Source organism: Aminomonas paucivorans DSM 12260 (genome assembly GCF_000165795.1).
In the GTDB taxonomy this organism is placed as follows: Bacteria; Synergistota; Synergistia; order Synergistales; family Synergistaceae; genus Aminomonas; species Aminomonas paucivorans.
On the sequence record NZ_CM001022.1, the window covers coordinates 2452614 to 2472517 of the forward strand.

13 protein-coding genes are annotated in these 19904 nt (G+C 69.4%); all 13 read right to left on the reverse strand.

Annotation, left to right across the window (positions count from 1 at the left end; genetic code table 11):
- Positions 1–8: 8 nt before the first annotated feature.
- The 13 genes from APAU_RS11555 to menC all read right to left on the reverse strand — a co-directional run bounded on the left by APAU_RS11555 (position 9) and on the right by menC (position 19880).
- A complete protein-coding gene (locus APAU_RS11555; RefSeq protein ID WP_040346220.1) occupies positions 9–884 on the reverse strand; it encodes a branched-chain amino acid ABC transporter permease in 876 nt (291 codons plus the stop codon).
- A 5-nt stretch (positions 885–889) separates the two neighbouring features.
- Positions 890–2155, reverse strand: a complete 1266-nt coding sequence (locus APAU_RS11560; RefSeq protein WP_006301936.1) for a pyridoxal-phosphate dependent enzyme — start codon at positions 2153–2155, stop codon at positions 890–892.
- Between the two features lie 4 nt (positions 2156–2159).
- Positions 2160–3308: a pyridoxal phosphate-dependent aminotransferase gene (locus tag APAU_RS11565; protein ID WP_006301939.1), complete on the reverse strand. Its 1149-nt coding sequence runs from the start codon at positions 3306–3308 to the stop codon at positions 2160–2162.
- A gap of 268 nt (positions 3309–3576) precedes the next feature.
- Entirely contained in the window at positions 3577–4341 is a 765-nt protein-coding gene (locus tag APAU_RS11570) for an IclR family transcriptional regulator (protein WP_006301940.1), read from the reverse strand.
- Between the two features lie 296 nt (positions 4342–4637).
- Positions 4638–5864 carry a PucR family transcriptional regulator gene (locus APAU_RS11575; protein ID WP_006301941.1) on the reverse strand — a complete coding sequence of 409 codons (1227 nt, stop codon included), beginning with the start codon at positions 5862–5864 and terminating at the stop codon, positions 4638–4640.
- 82 nt (positions 5865–5946) lie between these two features.
- A complete protein-coding gene (locus tag APAU_RS11580; protein WP_006301942.1) occupies positions 5947–8019 on the reverse strand; it encodes a methyl-accepting chemotaxis protein in 2073 nt (690 codons plus the stop codon).
- An 82-nt stretch (positions 8020–8101) separates the two neighbouring features.
- Positions 8102–9634, reverse strand: a complete 1533-nt coding sequence (gene nhaC / locus APAU_RS11585; protein ID WP_006301943.1) for a Na+/H+ antiporter NhaC — start codon at positions 9632–9634, stop codon at positions 8102–8104.
- Positions 9635–9802: 168 nt separating this feature from the next.
- On the reverse strand, positions 9803–11110 hold the full coding sequence (kamA, locus tag APAU_RS11590) for a lysine 2,3-aminomutase (RefSeq protein ID WP_156789496.1): 1308 nt from the start codon (positions 11108–11110) through the stop codon (positions 9803–9805).
- Positions 11111–11463: 353 nt separating this feature from the next.
- Positions 11464–13263, reverse strand: coding sequence for a DNA helicase RecQ (gene recQ, locus APAU_RS11595; protein WP_006301945.1), 1800 nt, complete (start codon positions 13261–13263; stop codon positions 11464–11466).
- Positions 13264–13345: 82 nt separating this feature from the next.
- Positions 13346–14254: a hypothetical protein gene (locus tag APAU_RS11600; protein WP_006301946.1), complete on the reverse strand. Its 909-nt coding sequence runs from the start codon at positions 14252–14254 to the stop codon at positions 13346–13348.
- A 179-nt stretch (positions 14255–14433) separates the two neighbouring features.
- The gene (locus APAU_RS12740; RefSeq protein ID WP_006301947.1) at positions 14434–16662 is read right to left on the reverse strand and encodes a mechanosensitive ion channel domain-containing protein; all 2229 of its coding nucleotides are present in this window, start codon (positions 16660–16662) and stop codon (positions 14434–14436) included.
- A gap of 3 nt (positions 16663–16665) precedes the next feature.
- Positions 16666–18621: a GNAT family N-acetyltransferase gene (locus APAU_RS14790; RefSeq protein WP_006301948.1), complete on the reverse strand. Its 1956-nt coding sequence runs from the start codon at positions 18619–18621 to the stop codon at positions 16666–16668.
- 2 nt (positions 18622–18623) lie between these two features.
- A complete protein-coding gene (gene menC, locus APAU_RS12745; RefSeq protein WP_006301949.1) occupies positions 18624–19880 on the reverse strand; it encodes an o-succinylbenzoate synthase in 1257 nt (418 codons plus the stop codon).
- Between the last annotated feature and the right edge of the window lie 24 nt (positions 19881–19904).

Here is a 19904-nt window from a genome sequence, read left to right on the forward strand (position 1 = left end):
CCCACCCCCTAGACCTTCTCGTCCACGGACTTGCCGAAGAAACCCGTGGGGCGCACCAGCAGGGTGATGATCAGCATGGCGAAGACCACCAGGTCCCGGAACTGGCTGGAGATGAACCCGGCGGTGAGCATCTCCGCCAGGCCCAGGATGAGGCTCCCCAGCACCGCCCCGGGGAGGGAGCCCAGGCCCCCGATCACCGCCGCCACGAAGGCCTTGGTGGTGATGGCCCCCAGCTGCGGGAAGAGGGTATAGCGCACGGAGAGGAAGATGCCCCCCACCGCCGCCAGAAGCCCTGCCACGAAGAAGACGATGGAGATGAGGAGGTTCACGTTCACCCCCATGAGCCCGGCGGTGCGGAGGTTGTAGGACGCCGCCCGGATGGCCAGGCCCCACTTGGTCTTCACCAGGAAGAGCTGGAGCCCCACCAGGCAGACCACCGAGGTGACCAGGGAGAGGAGGTCGAAGGCGCTGGTGGTGGCCAGGCCGAAGAGGTTCACCGGGTTCGTGGGGATCACCGGAGGCAGGGCGCGGAAGCGGCCTCCCACGGTGACCACGAAGAGGTTCTCGATGACGATGCTGATGCCCATGGAGGCGATCATCATGTACAGCGTCAGGGGGGTCCGCTCCCGGATGGGTTTGTACCCCAGGCGCTCCGTCAGCACCGCCGCGATGCCCGCCCCGATCAGGGCCACCCCTGCGGCGACCCAGATGTTTCCTCCTTGGAGGCGCAGGATGCCGTAGCACAGATACCCGCCGATGACCAGGAAGCCCCCGTGGGCGAAGTTGGAGAACAAAAGGATGGAATAGACCAGGGAATACCCCACCGCGATGAGGGCATAGACCGAACCCAGGGACAACCCGTTGATGACCTGCTGGAAGAACATGCCGTTCACGAACGCACCCCCCTCTCCTCCGGCGACCCGCCCCCGCGGGGGGGCATCCGCCGTGCCGCCTCTTCCCGAAGCGCCTCGGGGACCCCGGCCCCCCGGGGGATCCGAAGGATCGACCGGTCCAGGTTCTCCAGGTCCTCCCACTCCCCCAGGACCTTCAGCCCCGTCCCCGTGGCCACCGCCACCGCCACATCCCCCTCCCGGACCAGTCCCTCCCTGCGGCAGCGCAGCAGCGCCGCCAGGGAGACCGCGCCGGTGGGTTCCACCAGCATGCCCTGTCGGGCCAGGAGGAGGGTGGCCGCAGCCAGCTCCGCCTCCTCCACCGCCACCGCCTCGCCCCCCGAAGCCTCCAGGGCCTGCCGGGCGATCTCCCCATCCGCGGGAAAGGGCACCGCGATGGTGAGCGCCAGGGTCCTGCCCGGACAGGGCTCCCGCCGGAGGGGTCGCCCCTCCCGCACCGCCCGCACGAAGGGAGCGCAGGCCGCCGCCTGGGCCGCCACGGGCCGGGGGACCCGGTCCGTCAGCCCCAGGTCCGCCAGGTCCCGGAAGCCCCGGCAGACCCCCGCGCAGACCCCGCCTCCCCCCAGGGGCACGGACACCCAGTCCGGGACGCGCCCCAGTTCCTCGAAGATCTCGTAGGCGATGGTCTTGTCCGCCTCCTCGTGGTAGGGGTTCAGGTGGATCGCCGTGGAACCGTCAGGGTAGCCCAGCTCCCGCCCCCAGGCCTCGCTGACCTCCAGGCAGTCGTTGATGTCCCCCTCCACCAGCACGATCCGGGCCCCGCAGGCCGCCGCCTGACGGCATCGGAACGCCGGGGTGTCCCGGGGCATGAGCACCAGGCAGGGCAGTCCCGCCCGGGCCGCGTAGGCCGCCACGGCGGGGCCGTTGTTCCCGTCGCTGGCCACGATCACCCCTCCCGCCCCGGTCTCCCGGGCCCGGGAGACCGTCACCGAGGCGGGACGGTCCTTGTAGGTCCCCGTGGGGTTCAGCCCCTCCCACTTCACCCACAGCCTCCCCGGTCCGGAATCCTCCCGCAGGGGGACCAGGGGGGTGTCTCCCTCCCCCAGGGTCACCGGATCGGCCCCCTCCAGGGGAAGCCGGGGCCAATAGCGCCACATCCGACGAAACCGGGAGTCCTTCAGGGGAAGGGCCGGGTCGAAGCGGGGGACGCCGTAGGAACCGCACCGGGGACACCGCCCCCAGGGGTTCTCCCGGGACAGGACCTCCCCGCAGGCAAAGCAGACCCGTCGGAAACGGACGCCCATGGCCCTACCCCAGGATCCCCGCGAGGCGCCCCAGGGCCTCCCGGATGGTGTCCTCCGAGGCGGCGAAGCAGAGGCGCACGTACCCCTCCCCGTGAGGCCCGAAGCCGCTTCCCGGGACCACCACCACCCGTCCCCGGCGCAGCCAGTCCATGGCCACCTCCTGGGAGCTTCCCAGGACCTCCACGTTGGCGAAGGCGTAGAAGGCCCCCTCCGGGAGGATGCAGTGCACCCCGGGAAGGCGGTTCAGCCCCTCCACCAGCAGGTCCCGCCTGCGGCGATAGGCCTCCACCATGACCCGGGTGCAGTCCTGGGACCCCCGAAGGGCCTCCAGGGCGGCCCACTGGGCGCAGGCGGTGACGCAGGCGCTCATGCCCTCCTGGAGCTTCACCAGCTCCGTCACCACCTCCTCCGGGCCGTGGATGTACCCCACCCTCCAGCCCGTCATGGAGTAGGTCTTGGAGAAGGAGTTCACCGTCAGCACCCTCTCCGCCATCCCGGGCAGGGAGGCCGGGCTCAGGTGCCGGGCTCCGTCGTAGAGGAACTTCTCATAGGGCTCGTCGGAGATCACCGTGAGATCGTGCCGGATCGCCAGATCCGCCACCTCTCGAAGCTCCTCCGGGGAGGTCACCGCCCCCGTGGGGTTCCCGGGGGAGTTGAGGAGGAGAAGCCGGGTGCGGGGGGTGATCCGGGGGGCGATGCGCTCCGCCCGGACGTGGAACCGTTCCGATTCCAGGAGGGGGTAGGGCACCGTCGTGCCTCCCGCCATGTGGACCTGGCCGTAGTAGTTGGGCCACCCCGGATCGGGGACCAGCACCTCGTCCCCCGGCTCCACCAGCCCCAGGAGGCTCAGCATGATGGCCTCGCAGGCCCCGGAGGTGACCACCAGGTTCCTCTCCGGATCGCAGGCCAGGCCGTTCTCCCGGGACAGCTTCTCCGCCAGGCCCCGGCGCAGCTCCGGGATGCCCGCGTTGGGGGTGTACTTCGTGCGCCCCTCGTCCAGGGCGCGTTTGCCCGCCTCCCGGATGTGCTCCGGGGTGGGGAAGTCGGGCTCCCCGATGCCCAGGCTCAGGGCGTCGGGGTACCCGGCGGCCAGGGAGAACATGGTGCGGATCTCCGAACGGGGGGCGGAAAGGCATTTGGCACTGGGTCGCATGTGGACACGCCTCTTTCCGAAGGGGATAGAAACCCGGAGCCGACGCAGCGCCCCCGGGCAGGGACCGCAGGTTCGCAAACCGCCCCCGGCGAGGGATCGCCCGGGGCAGGGGACCATCTGCAGGACGGACACCGCAGACTTGGAAGATGAGCCGCCTCTTCCCCCCTTCCTTCCCCCCGCCATCCCGGTGGAAGGGCAGACCACCAACAGCGCCCGCGGTTGGACCGCAGCGCCTCCGAAACGCCTGGAACCGATCAGGGAAACCTCGTCAGCCCCGGAAGCCGAAGTGTCGGGAGATCTGTCGCGCCACCCCTTGGATCAGCAGGCCGAACTCCCGGGCCCGCTCGTCCGGAAGGCGGTACTCCGGAGCGGTGACGCTCACCGCCCCCACGGGGTAGCCCTCGGAGTTGCGGATCGCGGCGCCCACGCACCGGATCCCCTCCTCGTTCTCCTGGTTCTCCTCGGAGAAGCCCCGCTCCCGGGCGATCCGGACGATCTCCCGGAGTGACTCCGGGTCCGCACAGGTGTAGGGGGTGCGCCGCTCGAGGACCGTGCGCTCCAGGTAGTCCCGAAGCTCCTCCTCCGGCAGGCAGGACAGGATGGCCCGCCCCGCGGCGGTGGAGTACAGCACCGGGTTCACCCCGATCTCCGCGGACAGGCGCACCTTCTGGGGGCTCTCGATCCGGTGGATGTAGTAGGCCGCCCGGTTGTCGTAGGAGAAGAGGTGGACGGTCTCGGAGGTCCGGCGGTTGAGTTCCTCGATGTAGGGCTTGGAGATGTGGATCAGGCTGGAGTGCTTGTTGAACCCCCCCGCCCAGAAGAGCACCTTCGGGCCGATCTGGTAGTTCCCCTTGGGATCCTTGATGACCAGGTCGTGCTCCACCAGGGTGGCCAGGAGGCGAAACGCCGTGGCCTTGGAAAGCTCCGTCTGCCGACCGATCTCGGAGACCCCCAGGGGTTCCTCAGCCCCCGCCAGGAGGGACAGGACCGCGATGCCCCTCTCCAGGACCCGAACCCCGCTCATTTCCGCCATGCCGGCTCCCCCTTCGACGTCATCGTTTCATTCTAAGAAACGATGATCCTTCTAGCAAAACCACAATAGGGGATTCTCCTCGGAAGGTCAAGATTCCCCCACCTTCGCCGCCGCCCCGCCTCTTCCGGAAGGGGCCTTCCCCTCCGGCGGCGGAGCGTACTCCATGCTCGTTTCATTATGGGGCAGCGGGCCTCGGGGATTCAACGGGGAAAGGGGTTTTGCGGGAAACGGTCACCGACGGGGAGTGCGGGAAAAGAGGGAAACGGAGAAAAGGAATAGGGAGGAGCAAAGAACCCTCAGCGGCTCAGGAGGGAATCCGCCAGCAGGCCCAGCTGGAGGGCTAAGAGGTCGTCCGGGTCCTCCAGGTCCCGGTGGGTGATCTCCCGGATCTTCCGGAGCCGGTAGGCCAGGGTCTGACGGTGGATGAAGAGGACCTGGGCGGTGCGGTTCTTGTTTCGGTCCCGCAGGTAGGTCCGCAGGGTGAGGACGAGCTGGCTCCGGTTGGCCCGGTCGTATTCCGCCAGGGGACGGATCGTGCCGGAACAGAACCGTTGCAGTTCCCCCCGGTCGTTGGCCCCCCCGAGGAGGTGCAGCACCGCCACGTCCCGAAAGGAGGTGACGGGGCTGCGGAACTCCCGGTGACGGCTCAGGTCCAGGGCCACCTGGGCCTCCTCGTAGCTCTCCGCGATGCAGTCCAGGTCCTCCTTGGACTCCCCGATCCCCATGAGCAGGTCGAACTCCCGGTGCACCCGGCACAGGTGGGAAAGGGCCTCCAGAAAGGGACCCTTCTCCTCCCCCGGGGCGTGGAACAGCACCGTCAGGTGTCGGGGGCGGCGCCTCCAGTACATGGCGGCAAAGGGAAACGGCCGCCCCCGAAGGGTCTCCAGCAGCTCCCCCTCCAGGCGCTCCAGGTCCTCGGAGTTCCACGGCCGCTCCGGATCCGGGATCAGGCGGAGCACCCCCACCCGGTAGGACAGGTCCGTGCGGAACCCCAGGGATTCCGCGCGGATGTAGAAGTTCCGGTAGCTGGTGTCCACGCTGCGGTCCAGCAGGTCGTCCAGGAGGTTGTCCATGAGGGGACGGGTCAGCCCCTCGCTGCTTCGGATGCGCAGGGCCAGGGTCCGCTCCTCCGGGTTCCTGGGGGCGAGCCCCAGGATGTCGAAAAGGGTCTTGGTGATGCGGCTGAAGGAAAGACGCTTGGGGAGGCTCATCAGGGGAAGGGCGTGACGCTTTGCGGCGGCCACGAAGGAGGGGGGGATCTCCTCGATGTAGTACCCCGTCTGGAGGGCCAGGCCCGCGATGCCCCGCCGTGCCAGCTCCGAGACGATGGCCTCCGCCGCCGACGGGTCGTCCCAGAGCCCGAAGCCCGTGGAGATGAGGAACTCCCCGGGCTGGAGCTGATGCAGGTCGTCCAGGATCTCCATGAGGTTCACCCAGGAGACCTCGTTGTCCAGGCGCTCCGTCCCCGCCACCACCTCGACCCCCTCGAAGGGGTCGAGCTTCAAGAGGTTGTCCAGACGCACCGTCCCACCTCCAGGGTCTCTTCGTCTCTTCCCGGTGTCCCCCGAAGTCTAAGGGAAGACGAGGCGGCCCGCATGAAAGGGATCACGCCGCCCCGGCCTCTCCCGCCCTTTCCGCAAGCCCGGGAGGCCCCTCCTCCAAGGCAACCCGGGCCAGGAGGCCCCGAAGGCGGTTCGTCCCCTGGGCAAGGCGCCCAGAAACCTCCGCCACCTGCTCCGCCGCACCGGAGGTGGTCTCGGAGGAACTCCGGATGGCTCCGAGGGCTTCCCCCACCTCCCTGGTGGTCCGTTCCGCCTCCCGCACCGCGGAGGACAGTTCCCCGCTGGCCAGGGCCTGTTCCTGGGATGCCGAGGCCAGTTCCCCCATGACCTGATCCAGCCGACGGATCCGCCCCATGGCCTGCCCGAGGCGCTCCTGGGCCTCCCTCGCCCGGGCGAGGGTTCCCTCGAGCGCCTGCTCCGACTCCTGGGAGGACTCCAGGGACCCTCGGGTCTTGGCCTGAAGGGTGGCGATGCGGACCTCCACCTCCCGGGCCGCCCGGCTGGACTCCTCCGCCAGCTTGCGCACCTCCTCCGCCACCACGGCGAAGCCCCGTCCCGCCTCCCCCGCCCGGGCCGCCTCGATGGCGGCGTTCAAGGCCAGCAGGTTCGTCTGGTCGGCGATGCCCTGGATGGTGGATACGAAGCCGGAAATGGAGGACACGGAATCCGCCACCTCCCGGATCCTCTCCGCCGAGGCTCCGGCCTGCCCCCCGATGCGGAGCACCTCCTGGACCACGTGGTCCATCTGCCCCTCCACGTCCTCCGACAGCTCCACCGTCCGGGCCGCCTCCTCGGATCCCGTTCCCGCCGCAGCGGCGGCGGCAAGGGCGGCCTGCTCCATCTCCTCGGTCTTCTCGCGGGTGTTTCGGAAGATCTCCCCGTGGGCATCGCTCAGGGCTGCCACCCGGTCCACGGAGGCCCGGGCCTCCTCCATGGAGGCCAAAGACTCCTGGGACAGCCCCGAAAGGGATTCCGCCCAGTCGGCGCTGCACCGGACATCCTCCCGGATCTGGACCAGGATGTCCCTCATGGCCTCGTGGAACCGGCCCAGGGAACCCGCCATGGCCCCCACCTCCGACGCATCCCGCCCCCACCGGTCCAGGACGTCGCTTCGGGTCAGGTCCAGATCCCCCAGCCTCTTGAGGGATCGGGAGATGGCCTCCACGGGCCGGAGGATGCTCCTTCCCAGGAGAGCCAGGAGGACCAGCATCACCCCCAGGGTCACGCCTCCCGCCAGAAGCTGCCGCAGGGCCAGGGAGTTCACCAGCCCCGCCAGAAGGGACTGAGGCAACACCAGGGCCAGCACGGGGCCGTAGGCGCTGGGAGCGAAGAAGACCCGCCGTCCTTCCCCCAAAGCCTCGTAGTCCCCGAACCCCGTCTCCCGGGCCACCATGCGCCGTCCCACCCCCTGGGCCAACGCCTCCGGGATGACCTTGCTGGGGCGGAGGACATTCTCCTTCAGGACCAGCTCCTTGCGGGGATGGGCCAGCACGACCCCCTTGGGCCCCACCAAAAAACCGTACCCTCCTCCCAGAAGGCGTTGCCCCGTCACCAGCCGGGAGAGGGTCTCCAGGTTCACGTCGATGGCCGCCACCCCCAGAAGCGCCCCCTTTTCGGTGCGCACGGGGGTCGCCAGGCTCACCACCAGGGTCTTGGACTCCCCGTCCACGTAGGGCTCCGTGAGGATCGGCCTTCCCGCCTCCACCGCCTCCCGGTACCAGCTCCGCCTGCGGGCGTCGTAGTCCCCCGGCTCCTTCCATCCCGTCCCGTCGGCGAAGCTGCCGTCCCGTTCCAGGCCCATGTAGACGCAGATCACCCCCAGGTCCTTGTTGGCCTGGTAGAGTCGCGTCATGAGGGGTTCCAGGTCGTCGTCCCCCACCGCGCCCCGGGCCTCCAGAAGCTCCAGGGCCCCCTCCCGGGCGCACCGCACCACCGCCTCCAGCTTGCCGAAGTACTGGTCCATCTCCCGGGCGCCGTTCTCCGCCGTGGCCAGCCCCACCGTGTCGGCCTGCCGGCTCAGGACGTTCCGTCCCTGGAGGTACACCGTCCCCGCCATGAGGGCCAGGAGGCAGGCCAGACCCGCCCCCAGAAGGCCCAGTTTCGCCTTGATGGTCAACCTCTCTCCTCCCTTCCCCCGTTTCCCCGATCCCCCGGGGGCGCGGGAGGACGGTCGCCCCCTCGCGCCCCGAAGAAACCCTTTAGAGGTGCGTCAGCTCCTCCGGACGGGTCCGGGCGAGGACCGGCTCCCCCCCCCGCCCCCTCCAGGCCACCCCGATGCCCAGGTAGGTGAGCAGGATGGCCATGAGGGGGTTCAGCCAGTTCAGGAAGGCGTAGGGGATGTACTGCGCCGTGGGCACCCCCAGGGCCCCGCTCATGTAGGCGCCGCAGGTGTTCCAGGGCACCAGGGAGGAGGTCATGGTGCCCGCGTCCTCCAACGTCCGGGAGAGCATCCGGGCGTGGAGGCCCTTCTTCTCGAAGGCGCTCTTGAAGATCCGGCCGGGCATGACCAGGGACAGGTACTGGTCCCCCAGAAAGAGGTTGCTCAGGACGGCGGAGACGATGACGGAGGTCACCAGCCCTCCGACGGTGCGGACCATCTTCATGATGGCCTCCAGCACCACGTCCAGGAAACCGCAGCGTTCCATGATGCCCCCGAAGGAGAGGGCGCAGGTGATCAGGGCGATGGTGTTGGCCATGGACATCATGCCCCCCCGGGTGAGGAGGGTATCCAGCATCCCCCCCACCTCCCTGGCCAGCGCCGGGGACAGGCCGACCACCTGGTGGTCCGTCAGGACCTTGGCCACCGCCCCCAGGTCCGGGGCACCGGCGATCTCCCCCGCCAGGGCGGCGGTGTAGCCGTCCAGGGTGAAACCCAGGACGTCCCCCACGGAGTAGCCCCCCATGAGGGCCATGGCGGCCCCCGCCGCCACCCCCGAGAAGAGCCCCGGGATGGCGGGACACTTGGCCACGCACAGGGCGATGACGATGATCGGAGGCACGAAGCCCAGAAGGCTGATGTGGAACTCCCCCGCCAGGATGGCCTGGATGGCGGAGATCTTCGCCCCGTCCAGAGACCCCCCGGCGTACCGGAACCCCATGACCGTGGCGATGACGCAGACCACCAGGTAGGTGGGGATGGTGGTCCAGCACATGGCCCGGATGTGCTGGAACAGGTCCGTCCCCGCCACCGCCGGGGCCAGGTTGGTGGTGTCCGACAGGGGGGACATCTTGTCCCCCACGTAGGCCCCGGAGATGATGATCCCCGCCGTCACCGGCGCCGGGATCCCCAGCCCCGCCCCGATGCCCATGAAGGCGATGCCCACGGTGCCCGCGGTGCTCCAGGAACTGCCCGTGGCCAGGGAGACGATGGAACAGATGATCAGGGCGGTAAGGAGAAAGACCGAGGGAGACAGGATGGACAGGCCGTAGGAGATCATGCTGGGCACCACCCCCGCGGGGATCCAGGTGCCGATGATCATGCCGATGATGTAGAGAATCAGCATGGCCTGCATGGCCATCATGATGCCCTGGATCATCCCCTCCTCGATGTTCGTCCAGGGACGTTTCAGGACGAACCGACCCACCAGGGCCGCCAGGGTGGCGGCCACCACGATGGGGATGTGCACCGAGACCTCCCAGTACAGCACCCCCGCTCCGATGAAGACGCCGCTGAAGAACAGGACCGCCAATGCCTCCGCCAACGTGGGTTTTCGACCGATCTGTTCGGACATGCCTACCTCCCCTTTCCGGGACGAACGGATGTGGTCCGGCCTGCAAAACACCCTTCCCCCGCGATGGTTCCTTCCTCCCCCCCCTCTTTCCACGCCCATCGGTTCCTCTCGCGAAGGGGGAGGGAACGGGCCCCGGTCCGCAGCGAGGCTCGCCCCCTCCCCTTCCTCTCAGCTCCCTTGGTGCGTCCCCCGTTCCCGACGGCTCAGGGCGGCGGGTTCCAGGGAGATGGAGTCTCCTTCCAGCAGGGGGATCAGCCCCTCCCGGGAAAAGCCCTTCTGCCGGTCGCAGAAGGCGGCGCAGTGTTCGGGACAGCGGCTGATCCGATCCGCAGGCTCCGCGTAGGTGCTGAACACCCCCTCGTAGTTCCGCAGTACCACCCGCTTGTCCGACATGGACACCAGGTAGTTGGGCAGGAGGGGGATCTTCCCCCCGCCCCCGGGGGCGTCCACGATGAACGTGGGCACCGCCATGCCGGAGGTGTGTCCCCGCAGGTACTCCATGATCTCCAGGCCCTTGGCCACGGGGGTGCGGAAATGCTCGATCCCCTGGGAGAGGTCGCACTGGTAGATGTAGTAGGGCCGCACCCGGAGGGTCAAAAGCTGCTGGTTCAGCTCCCGGAAGACGTAGGGACAGTCGTTGACCCCCTTGAGGAGCACCGACTGGTTCCCCAGGGGGATTCCCGCGTTCGCCAGCTTGGCGCAGGCCGCCCGGGACTGGGGGGTGATCTCCCGGGGGTGGTTGAAGTGGGTGTTCACCCACACCGGGTGGTGTCGCTTGAGGAGGGCGCAGAGGTCGTCGGTGATCCTCTGGGGCATCACCACGGGGGTCCGGGTCCCGAACCGGACGATCTCCACGTGGGGGATGGAGCCCACCTCCGTGAGCACCCAGTCCAGAGTCCCGTCGTCCACCAGGAAGGGGTCCCCCCCGGTGAAGAGCACGTCCCGGAAGGTGGGGGTCCGACGGATATAGTCCAGGGCTGCGGCGATCCGATCCCGGGAGTAGGCGTGGTCCGTCTCCCCCGCCTTCCGGCGCCGGGTACAGTGGCGGCAGTACATGGAGCACTGGTCCGTGAGGAGCAGGATCCCCCGGTCGGGGTAGCGATGGGTCAGCCCCGGCACGGGGGAGTCCACGTCCTCGTGCAGGGGGTCCCGAAGGTCCGTCTCCGCCACGTGGGTTTCCAGGATGGAGGGCACCGCCTGGCGGCGCACCGGGTCCTCCGGGTCCTTCGGATCGATCAGACTGGCGTAGTAGGGAGTGATGGCCATACGCAGGGCCCCCAGGCTCTCCTGGATCTCCCGGGCCTCCGGATCGCTCAGGGGGATCACCCTCCGCAGCACCTCCACGGTGGTGATCCGGTTCGCCACCTGCCAGCGCCAGTCGTTCCACTGGGCTTCCGTCACGTCCTTCCACAGTTCGATGTCCCTGTAGTCCCGCAACGTCTCCACCTCCTCGCCGGACCGCGAAGGGTCCGGCATCCGGCCCGAAGGGCCTTCCCCTCCCGTCGGCGGATCCTCCGCCGGGAGGATGCGATCTTCCCGTGTACCGCCTTCCCTTCCCCCTCGCTTCCCGCTTCCTCGGGCCCGACGCCGGACACGACGCCATCATGGGGAGCGCGAGAACGCACCTTCGGCTTCCGTAAATTTTGAAACTTCGATTTCGGATTACCTGTGGGGGTCTTGCCCTAGAGGATAGAAAACTCGCAAGATAGGGTCAATTCTGCACCTTGTCGTGCCTTTTGGCCGCTGTACCCACCAACCTGCACAAATGGATACTCCACACAGGGGTTCGAGACGCCGGAAGGACCCGGGAAGCGGGAGGGGCGGAGGGATCAGGGGGATTCGGAAAGCAGCTGCAGGAACCGGTCCCCGTAGCGACGGAGCTTGGACTCCCCCACCCCGGGGACCTCCAGGAACTCCTCGGGGGTGGAGGGACGGAGGCGGCACAGGGCCCGGAGGGTGCTGTCCGGGAAGACCACGTAGGGGGGCACCCCCTGCTCCTCGGCGATGCGCCGCCGCAGGGCCCGAAGGGTCTCGAAGAGGTCCTCCGCCGCCTCCTCCCGGGGGGTCCAGAACCCCTCCGCCCGGGAGCGGGGAACCCGACGGGGGAGGAGCACCCGGTCCTGCCCCTTGAGGAAGGTCCAGGCCCGGGGGGTGAAGGTGGCCACCGGCCGGTCGTCGTCGGAGAGGGCCAGGTATCCCTCCGCCGCCAGGGTGTCCACCAGGTCCCGGATCCCCTCCCGGGGCATGTCCCGCAGCAGCCCCCAGGTGGAGAGTTCCTGGAACCCCAGGGACCGGACCTCCCGGTCCAGCCCCCCCTTGAGCACCTTCGTCAGGAGGGCGGGGGAAAAGCGCCTGCCCCCGGCTCGCTCCCCCATGCGGTACACGCAGGACAGGACCATCTTGGTCTCCAGGGTGGCGTCCCGCAGCTCCGTCCCGTCGTCGCAGGAGCCGCAGTTGCCGCAGCGCTCCGGCACGTCCCGATCCCCGAAGTAGCGCAGCAGGGTCCCCCGGAGACACCGGGGGGTGTGGCAGTAGTCCACCATGGCCTGGAGCTTGCGGAAGCCCTGGCGCCGCGCCTCCTCCCCCTCCGCCTGCCCCACCAGGAACCGGGCGGTGGCCACGTCCCCGGGGGCGTAGAGAAGGAGGCACTCGCTCCGCTCCCCGTCCCGCCCCGCCCGGCCCGCCTCCTGGTAGTACCCGTCCAGGCTCAGGGGCATGTTGTAGTGCACCACGAAGCGCACGTCGGACTTGTCGATGCCCATGCCGAAGGCGTTGGTGGCCACCATCACCGGGGCCCGGTCCCGCACGAAGGCCTCCTGGTTCGCCTCCCGCTCCTCGTCCTCCAGCCCCGCGTGGTAGCGCACCGCCCCCACCCCCCGGTCCCGGAGGAAGGCGCACACCTCCTCCACCGCCTTGCGGGTGGCGCAGTACACGATGCCCGAGCGGCTGCCCCGGGGTCCCAGGAAGTCCCGCAGAAAGGCCTTCTTGTCCCGGGGACGCTCCACCCGGAAGGAGAGGTTGGGCCGGTCGAAGCCCGTGGAGAGCACCAGGGGGTCCCGCAGCCCCAGACGCAGGACGATGTCCTCCCGCACCTCCGGGGTGGCGGTGGCGGTGAAGGCCCCCAGGGGGGGGCGGTGGGAGAGCCGGGCCAAGGCCTCGGGGATGCGCAGGTAGGAGGGGCGGAAGTCGTGGCCCCACTGGGAGACGCAGTGGGCCTCGTCCACCACGAAGAGGTTCACCCACAGGGATTCCAGCACCTGGAGGAAGAAGGGGGTCTCCAGGCGCTCCGGGGCCACGTAGAGCAGGCAGGGGCTCTCGGTGCGCAGCCGCCGGAGGATCCGGGGCCACTCCCCCTCCGGCAGGGCGCTGTGCAGGGCCTCCGCCGCCACCCCGCTCTCCCGGAGGGCGTCCACCTGGTCCTTCATGAGGGAGATGAGGGGGGACACCACCAGGGTCACCCCCTCCCGGGCCAGGGCGGGGATCTGGTAGCACAGGGACTTTCCCGCCCCCGTGGGCATCACCCCCAAGGCGTCCCGTCCCTCCAGGAGGGCGGTCACCAGGGGCTCCTGCCCGGGGCGGAAGGAACGGTAGCCGAAGACGTGACGCAGCAGGGAGAGCGGGTCGGGCAAGGGGGAGGTCTCCTTTTTCTCGGGGGCTGGCAAGCCCCCCCATGATACCCCAGCCCTCGAAGGTGCGCCCTCGAAAACGCCCCTAGCCCTTCAGGGCCTCCACGATCTGCCGGATGTGGAGGTCCGCGTCCCCGTAGGGGACCTGGCAGGTGCCCACCATCCGGTGTCCCCCGCCCCCGTGGCGGAGCATGAGGCTGCCCACGTCCACGGCGCAGGTGCGGTTGAGGACGCTGTAGCCGCAGGCGATGGCCACGTTCTGCTTCTGCCTGCCGTCCACGATCCACACCGACACGTTCTGCCCCGGGTAGAGGCTGTAGATGAGGAAACGGTTCCCCGCGTAGATGGGGGAGACGTCCCGCAGGTCCGTGAGGATGACGTTGCCCTCCACCTCCGTGTGCTCCCGCACCATGTCCTCGAAGAGGCGCGCCTGCTCCAGATAGAGGTCCACCCGTTCCGCCACGTCGGGAAGGGCCAGGATCTCGTGGATGCCCATGTGGCGGCAGTGGTTGATGAGTTCCCCCATGAGCTGGTAGTTGCTGATGCGAAACTCCCGGAAGCGTCCCAGGCCCGTGCGGGGGTCCGACAGGAAGCCCAGCAGCACCCAACCCGTGGGGTGGAGGATCTCCTCCCGGGTGAGCTGCCCCGAGTCCACCCGGTCCACCGCCTCGATCATGGCCTCGCAGTCGGGAAACCGCGTCGCCCCGCCGTAGTATTCGTAGACCACCCGGGCGGCGGAGGGGGCGAGACGGCTTTCCCCCTTCACGTCCTGGGACCAGCCCACCCGTTCCACCTCGGAGCTGTGGTGGTCGAACCACATGCCACACCCCGGGACGAAGGGCACGTTGGCCAGCACGTCGTCCTCCGTGGGCTGGAAGAGCCCGTCCTGCAGGTCCTTGGGGTGGACGAAGACCCAGGAATCCACCACCCCCGCCTCCTTCAGGAGCATCCCACAGATCAGTCCGTCGAAATCCGAGCGCGTCACGAGCCGCATGGCGAAGCCACCTCCTCAGGCATCTGTCCTTCCCGACCGCGTCCCGCGGGGACCGAGCCCGGGGAGGTTCGGGAAAGGCCTCGGGAAGGGAGACGGACCCCGGGGCCGGGACAACCCGATTCTACAACGTCTTCCCGGGCGACCCCAGGGCTTCGCGGGGGCCCCTCGGGAAGGGTGGCTCACCTCGGGGCCCCGTCGTTCCCCTTCGGGAAGGGGTCCCCCGCGGGGAAACGGACGTCCATGAGCCCGCCGGGGACAATGTCGATCCCCGCGGCGGGGAGGCTCTCCGCCAGGGCGAAGCGCAGGTCGCTTCGGGCATCCTCCAGGATGCGCCCCGACCGGACCAGCTCCTCCTGGGACAGGAAGACGGTGAGTCGGAAGAGGAGGGCGCTGTTTTGAAACTCCGCGAAGCGCACGTAGGGTTCCGGATCCGCCAGGACGCGGGGGTGGGCCTCCGCCGCCTCCAGCATCAGGCGGCGCACCGTCCCGGGGTCGGAACCGTAGGCCACGGTGACGTCCACCTTGACCTTCACGGTCCGGTGAGCGTAGGTACGGTTGCGGATCTTGTCCCCCAGAAAAGCGCTGTTGGGGAGGAAGAGGTCCACCCCGTCGAAGGTGCGCACGTGGGCGGTGCGGGAGTCGATCTCCTTCACCACGGCATACTCCCCGTCGATCTCGATGATGTCCCGGATGCGCACGGGCTTCTCCACCATAAGGATGAGGCCGCTGATGAGGTTTCGAAAGAAGTCCTGGGCTCCCACGCCGATCCCGATGGCCACGGCGCCTCCCAGGAAGGCGAAGGCGGTGAGGGGGATGTGCACCACGTGCAGGGCGAAGAGCACCAGCCCCGCCACGAAGAGGTAGTACACCAGCCGCTGGAGCAGCAGGGCCAGGTGGATGTCCCGCTTCTCGTTGGCGTGGATCCGGGCCCGGACGATCCGGGAGAGAAGGTTGGCCAGGAAGACCCCGGCCAGGAGGATCCCCAGGGCCTGCACCACCTTGCCCAGGGTGACGGAACGCCCCTCCACCACCCACAGCTCCCGCTCCCAGGCCACCCCCGCCGCCTGGGAGACCGCCGCCTGGGCGTTCCGCCACCACCCCACCTTGGTCTCCCGAGAGGCGATCTCGTCGGAGAAACGCCCCGAGAGGGCTTGAAGGGCCAGGAACCGGGCGATGGTCTCCAGGGTCTGTTCCCGGGTCTCCGCGATGCCCCGGAGCAGCTCCGACCGGACGCCCCCTTCTCCCTCCCCTTTTTCGGCGGGAAGGCTTCGGACCAGGGATTCCACCTGGGTCTGGAAACTCGCCAGGACCTGTTGCCGCTCCGTCACGGTCTCCCGGAGGAAGGCGATCCAGAGGTCGTTCTCCTCCTTCCAGCGGTGGAGCATGGACACCTCCGGGGCCTCGTCTCCCCCCTTCAGGAGGCTGTAGCGCCGTTCCCAGACCTGGCGGGTCTGAAGGAGAACCTGCTCCGCCTGCCGCGCCTGATCCTCCAGACGCTGGTACAGGGAGAGCAGCAGGTCCAGGGCCTCCCCCTCCGGGTCCTCCTTTCCCCCCCGAGCCCCTCCCCGGCGGGCCAGGAGTCCCGTCAGGTCCGCCTGGTGCTCCTCGTTTTGCCGCGCCCAGCGGGCGAAGAGGTTCAGCTTCTCCTCCACCAGGTGCCGTTGGGCCTCGAGGTCCTGGGCGCTGTAGCCCACCTTGGGGAGCAGGGCGCTCAGGAGCTGTGCATCCCGGTCCCGTCCCGCGGTCAGGAGAAGCTGCTCCGCCTCTATTCCCTTCATGCGAAGCTCCAGGCTCGCCAGGGCGGCCCGGCACAGGCGCTCGTCCAGGAGGGCGGCCTCCAGCTTCCAGGCGACCCGCAGCCTCTCCCGGCGGGAAAGCCCCGCCTGGTCCAGCCTTTCCCGCAGCACCCGCTGCTCCGCCTGGGCGTTCTTGAGTTCGTCCAGGTCGGACTCCCGGTCTGCGGCGTAGGACCGTTTGAGGAACCGGTCCTTGTCCAGACGCCGCTGGGCGTTCTCCATGCGGTCCCGGATCCCGTCCAGGAGGGAAAGGGGGTAGGGAGGAGCCCCCTCCGGAAACGCCGGCCCCTGATCCGCCGAGAGGACCTTCCTCCGGGTCTCCAGCTCCCCGAGCCAGCGACGCTCCGCCTGGATCCGCAGGACCAGGTTGCGGAGCACCGCCAGGTTGTCGCTGTACTCCCGCAGGTCCTCCAGGGGCACCCCCAGGCGGGCGGCGTTCTGGGAGGTCTCGTCCCGACGTGCCGCGGCGATCTCCTGGTCCAGCCGGTGGAGGTCCGGGAGGGACACCTCCCCGGTGGCGCCGGCCGTCTCCTGTCCCCGGGCGGGAAGGCCCCCCAGGGACAGGCAGGCCAGGGCGAGGCAGCAGAGCAGAAACCGTTTGATGGGTCTCATGGTCTACCCGATGTAGCGGATCTTGAAGCTCTGGGGGGTCATGATCTCCTCCCGCCGGACGAACCGCACCCGGGGAAGGGCCAGATGGGGCCGGTCCGCCAGGACCTGGGCGTAGATGCCCCCCCGGCCCGCCGCCAGGGCCTCCGCGAAGGCCCGGGAGGCCTCTGCGGGATCCAGGTCCGGCGCGTCGGGTCGGGGCACCAGGGCCAGGTCCAGGTGGGGGTCCTGGTTCTCGTCGGTGCTCCGCTTCATCTGGAACTCCCCGGAGAACCGGGCCGCCAGGTAGGGGGTCCCCTCCAGCACCTCCTTGACCTGGGAGATGAGGATCTTGGTGCCGCAGAAGGCCAGCCCGTCCAGCCGCCCCGTCACCAGCACGAAGGGATCCCGGGTGGACAGGGCGGGGTCGTGGCCCCGCTCCGCCAGGAGGCGCAGGGGGTCGTGTCCCCGGGCCCGCAGGGGTTCCACCAGCTCGTCGAAGCCCAACAGCCGCCCCCCGTCCCCGGAGCGGTACCGCACCAGGGGCACCGCGTTGTACCGGGTCATCACCAGCTCCCCCTCCACCTCCTCCAGGAACAGGTCCCCCGGGGTGATCTGGCAGAGGGTGGGCATGGCGTCCAGCCCCAGCAGCTCCCCCAGCAGTCCCTGCTCGTGGAGGATCCGGCGGATCGCCACGCAGAGGGGGGTTTCCTTCCCCACGTTACGGAAGTCCGTGGCCCCGTAGCCCGACACCACCGAGTCCAGGGTCCCGTAGGGGTACCCCAGAAGCTCGTTGATCCGGTCCCGGAAGGCCTCCGAGTACCCCTCCCCGAGGAGACGGAGCTTCACGTGCAGGTCCTTCACCGGGATCCCCCGGGCCTCGGCGGTTTCCAGCACGTTCTTGGCGGTGGCCCCGTAGGAGAAGAGCACCGTCTGCTCGAACAGGGGGGCGTACTCCCGCAGCGCCTCCAGACACCCCTCCTCGTCCCGCCCGGGGGTCACCAGGGTGATCTCCCCCGTCTCGATGCCCACCGCCCGGAGGGCGTAGGCGAACAGCGCCCCGCTGAGGTTGCCCCCCATGAGGACCCCCAGGATCACCAGGGTGGAGCGGGAACGGATCCGGTAGTTCCGCTCCAGCTCGTCGTAGGTGCGCTGCCAGTAGCCCTTCTCCAGCTCCGGCAGCATGGGCCAGGGGGTGTGGCGCCCCGAGGAACCGGAGCTGTGGGCGATCAGGTGCTTGCCCTTCAGGGTTCCGTCCAGGCACCGGTCCTCCAGGGGGTAGGCCGCCACGTACCCCGGTTTGTCCATGAAGGGCAGCTTCCGAAAGTCCTCCAGGTCCCGCACCTCCGGCACGGCGCCGCACCGTTCCTCCAGGAAGCGGCGGTACGCGGGCACCCGGTCTGCGGCGATGCGGTAGGTCTCGATGGGGGTCTTGGCCATGGTCCTCTCTCCGTCCTTTCTCCCGTCGGGGCTCTCCTCGACGGTCTTTTCCCCGGAGGCGTCCCGGGGCGCGTCCCCTTCCACGGGGTACTCCAGATCCAGCAGGAGCCGGTCCCGAAGCCAAACCCCCTCTTCCATGATCGTCTCGGGGTAGTTCCTCGGGAAGTAGTCCCGATCCACCTCCCGAACCCGAAACCCGCAGCGCTGGTAGAACCGAAGCTGGTAGCCGAAGCTCCCGGTGCCCAGCTCCAGGCGTCGGGCCCCCTCCCGGCCCAGGGTCTCCGTCACGTGGCGCAGCAGCCTCGTCCCCAGGCCCGTGCCCTGCGACGAGGGCTCCACCGCCAGGTTCATCAGCTCGTGGACCCCTCCCCCCCGGGACAGGACCGCGCAGACCCCCAGGATCCGCACCCCGGAGCAGAGGGCGAAGCACCGCGACCGGGGCAGGTAGGCCTCCACCGTCTCTCGGCACGGGTCGGCCAGGAGCAGCAGGTCCCAGGGGGCCTCCCCCGGGGGGATCTCTCGGATCCGCGCCTCCGTATCCATCCCTAATCCCCCAGGTCCAGGTCTTCGATGCCCCAGCCCGCCCCCGAGGGGACGGTCAGGCGGCCCCGGCGGTACTCCGGGGAGCTTCCCACGTTGCGCACGAAGTAGGGGGCCTGGGACACGTGGTCCCCCGGCAGGTCCACCTCGTCCCGGGAGCTGAAGTGCACGTTGGCGGTCTTGCCCAGGGCGGACTCGTGCATCCCCCCGCACCACACCGAGACCCCGTTGTCGCAGCAGAGGCGGGCGATGCGGATGGCCTCCAGGTAGCCCCCCACCCGGGGAGGCTTGATGTTCACCACCAGCCGGGAAGGGTGGGAGTGCTCCTTCCAGAGCTGGATGGCCTGCCGGGCGTGGACGGCGTGGAGGATGCTCTCGTCCAGGCAGATGGGGGTGGAGAGGTGGGCCAGCTGTCGGGCGTGGTCCAGGATGTCGTCGTTCCGACCGGGCTGCTCGATCATCAGGAGGCCGAACCGGTCGAAGTCCTTCAGCAGGGCCAGATGGGCCGGGTCGAAGAGGTCGTAGGCCGCGTTGGCGTCCACCTGGAGGGGCAGGTCGGGGTAGCGGTTCCGGATGGCATCCAGGTAGGCCAGGTCCCGCCCGGGCTTGACCTTCACCTTCACCCGGACCACCTCCATCTCCCGGACCGCCCGGTCCACCTTGTCCATCAGGGCCTCCACGGTGGGCTCCAGGCCCACGGAGGTTCCCGTCAGGACGGCCTTCCTCGTGCCCCCCCACAGGGAGGACACGGAGACCCCCCGGAGCCGGGCGACCCCGTCCCAGTAGGCTCCCTCCATCCCCGCCTTGGCCATGGGGTGCCCCACGATCCAGCGGTACCGGGAGGTGAAGGAGAGCACGTCCGTCACCGGCGGTTCCTTCCCCGAGGCGACGCCGTCCGCCTCCTCCACCGGCTTGCCCGTGAGGGAGGCCACCAGGTAGCCCAGGGCGGTGGCCACGCTCCGGTGGCATTCGTAATCGTACCAGGGGGCGGAGAGGGGGGAGCACTCCCCCACCCCCGTCACCCGTCGGCCGTCCTCCGTCCGGAAGGTGATCTCCGGGTAGAGGCGCACCAGGGAGTCGAACCGGCCGAAGGAGGTCTCGAAGGGGATCCTCAGGTCCATCTTCCGGCTGCGCACCCGCACCGCCTCCACGGTCAGGGGAAGGGGGTTCTCGTAGATCCCCAGGACCTTCGGGGTCAGGACGCGTTCATCCAGGCACCCCCAGGTCGCCGTCCGACCGCGCGTTTCCTTCCATGTCTCCATGACGCACCTCCTCCGGATCAATCC

What these genes read in the sequence shown, in the direction of transcription:
- APAU_RS11555 (WP_040346220.1), bottom strand. Translation starts at nt 884, where the DNA reads ATGTTCTTCCAGCAGGTCATCAACGGGTTGTCCCTGGGTTCGGTCTAT.
- APAU_RS11560 (WP_006301936.1), bottom strand. Translation starts at nt 2,155, where the DNA reads ATGGGCGTCCGTTTCCGACGGGTCTGCTTTGCCTGCGGGGAGGTCCTG.
- APAU_RS11565 (WP_006301939.1), bottom strand. Translation starts at nt 3,308, where the DNA reads ATGCGACCCAGTGCCAAATGCCTTTCCGCCCCCCGTTCGGAGATCCGC.
- APAU_RS11570 (WP_006301940.1), bottom strand. Translation starts at nt 4,341, where the DNA reads ATGGCGGAAATGAGCGGGGTTCGGGTCCTGGAGAGGGGCATCGCGGTC.
- nhaC (WP_006301943.1), bottom strand. Translation starts at nt 9,634, where the DNA reads ATGTCCGAACAGATCGGTCGAAAACCCACGTTGGCGGAGGCATTGGCG.
- kamA (WP_156789496.1), bottom strand. Translation starts at nt 11,110, where the DNA reads ATGCCGGACCCTTCGCGGTCCGGCGAGGAGGTGGAGACGTTGCGGGAC.
- APAU_RS11600 (WP_006301946.1), bottom strand. Translation starts at nt 14,254, where the DNA reads ATGCGGCTCGTGACGCGCTCGGATTTCGACGGACTGATCTGTGGGATG.
- APAU_RS12740 (WP_006301947.1), bottom strand. Translation starts at nt 16,662, where the DNA reads ATGAGACCCATCAAACGGTTTCTGCTCTGCTGCCTCGCCCTGGCCTGC.
- APAU_RS14790 (WP_006301948.1), bottom strand. Translation starts at nt 18,621, where the DNA reads ATGGATACGGAGGCGCGGATCCGAGAGATCCCCCCGGGGGAGGCCCCC.
- menC (WP_006301949.1), bottom strand. Translation starts at nt 19,880, where the DNA reads ATGGAGACATGGAAGGAAACGCGCGGTCGGACGGCGACCTGGGGGTGC.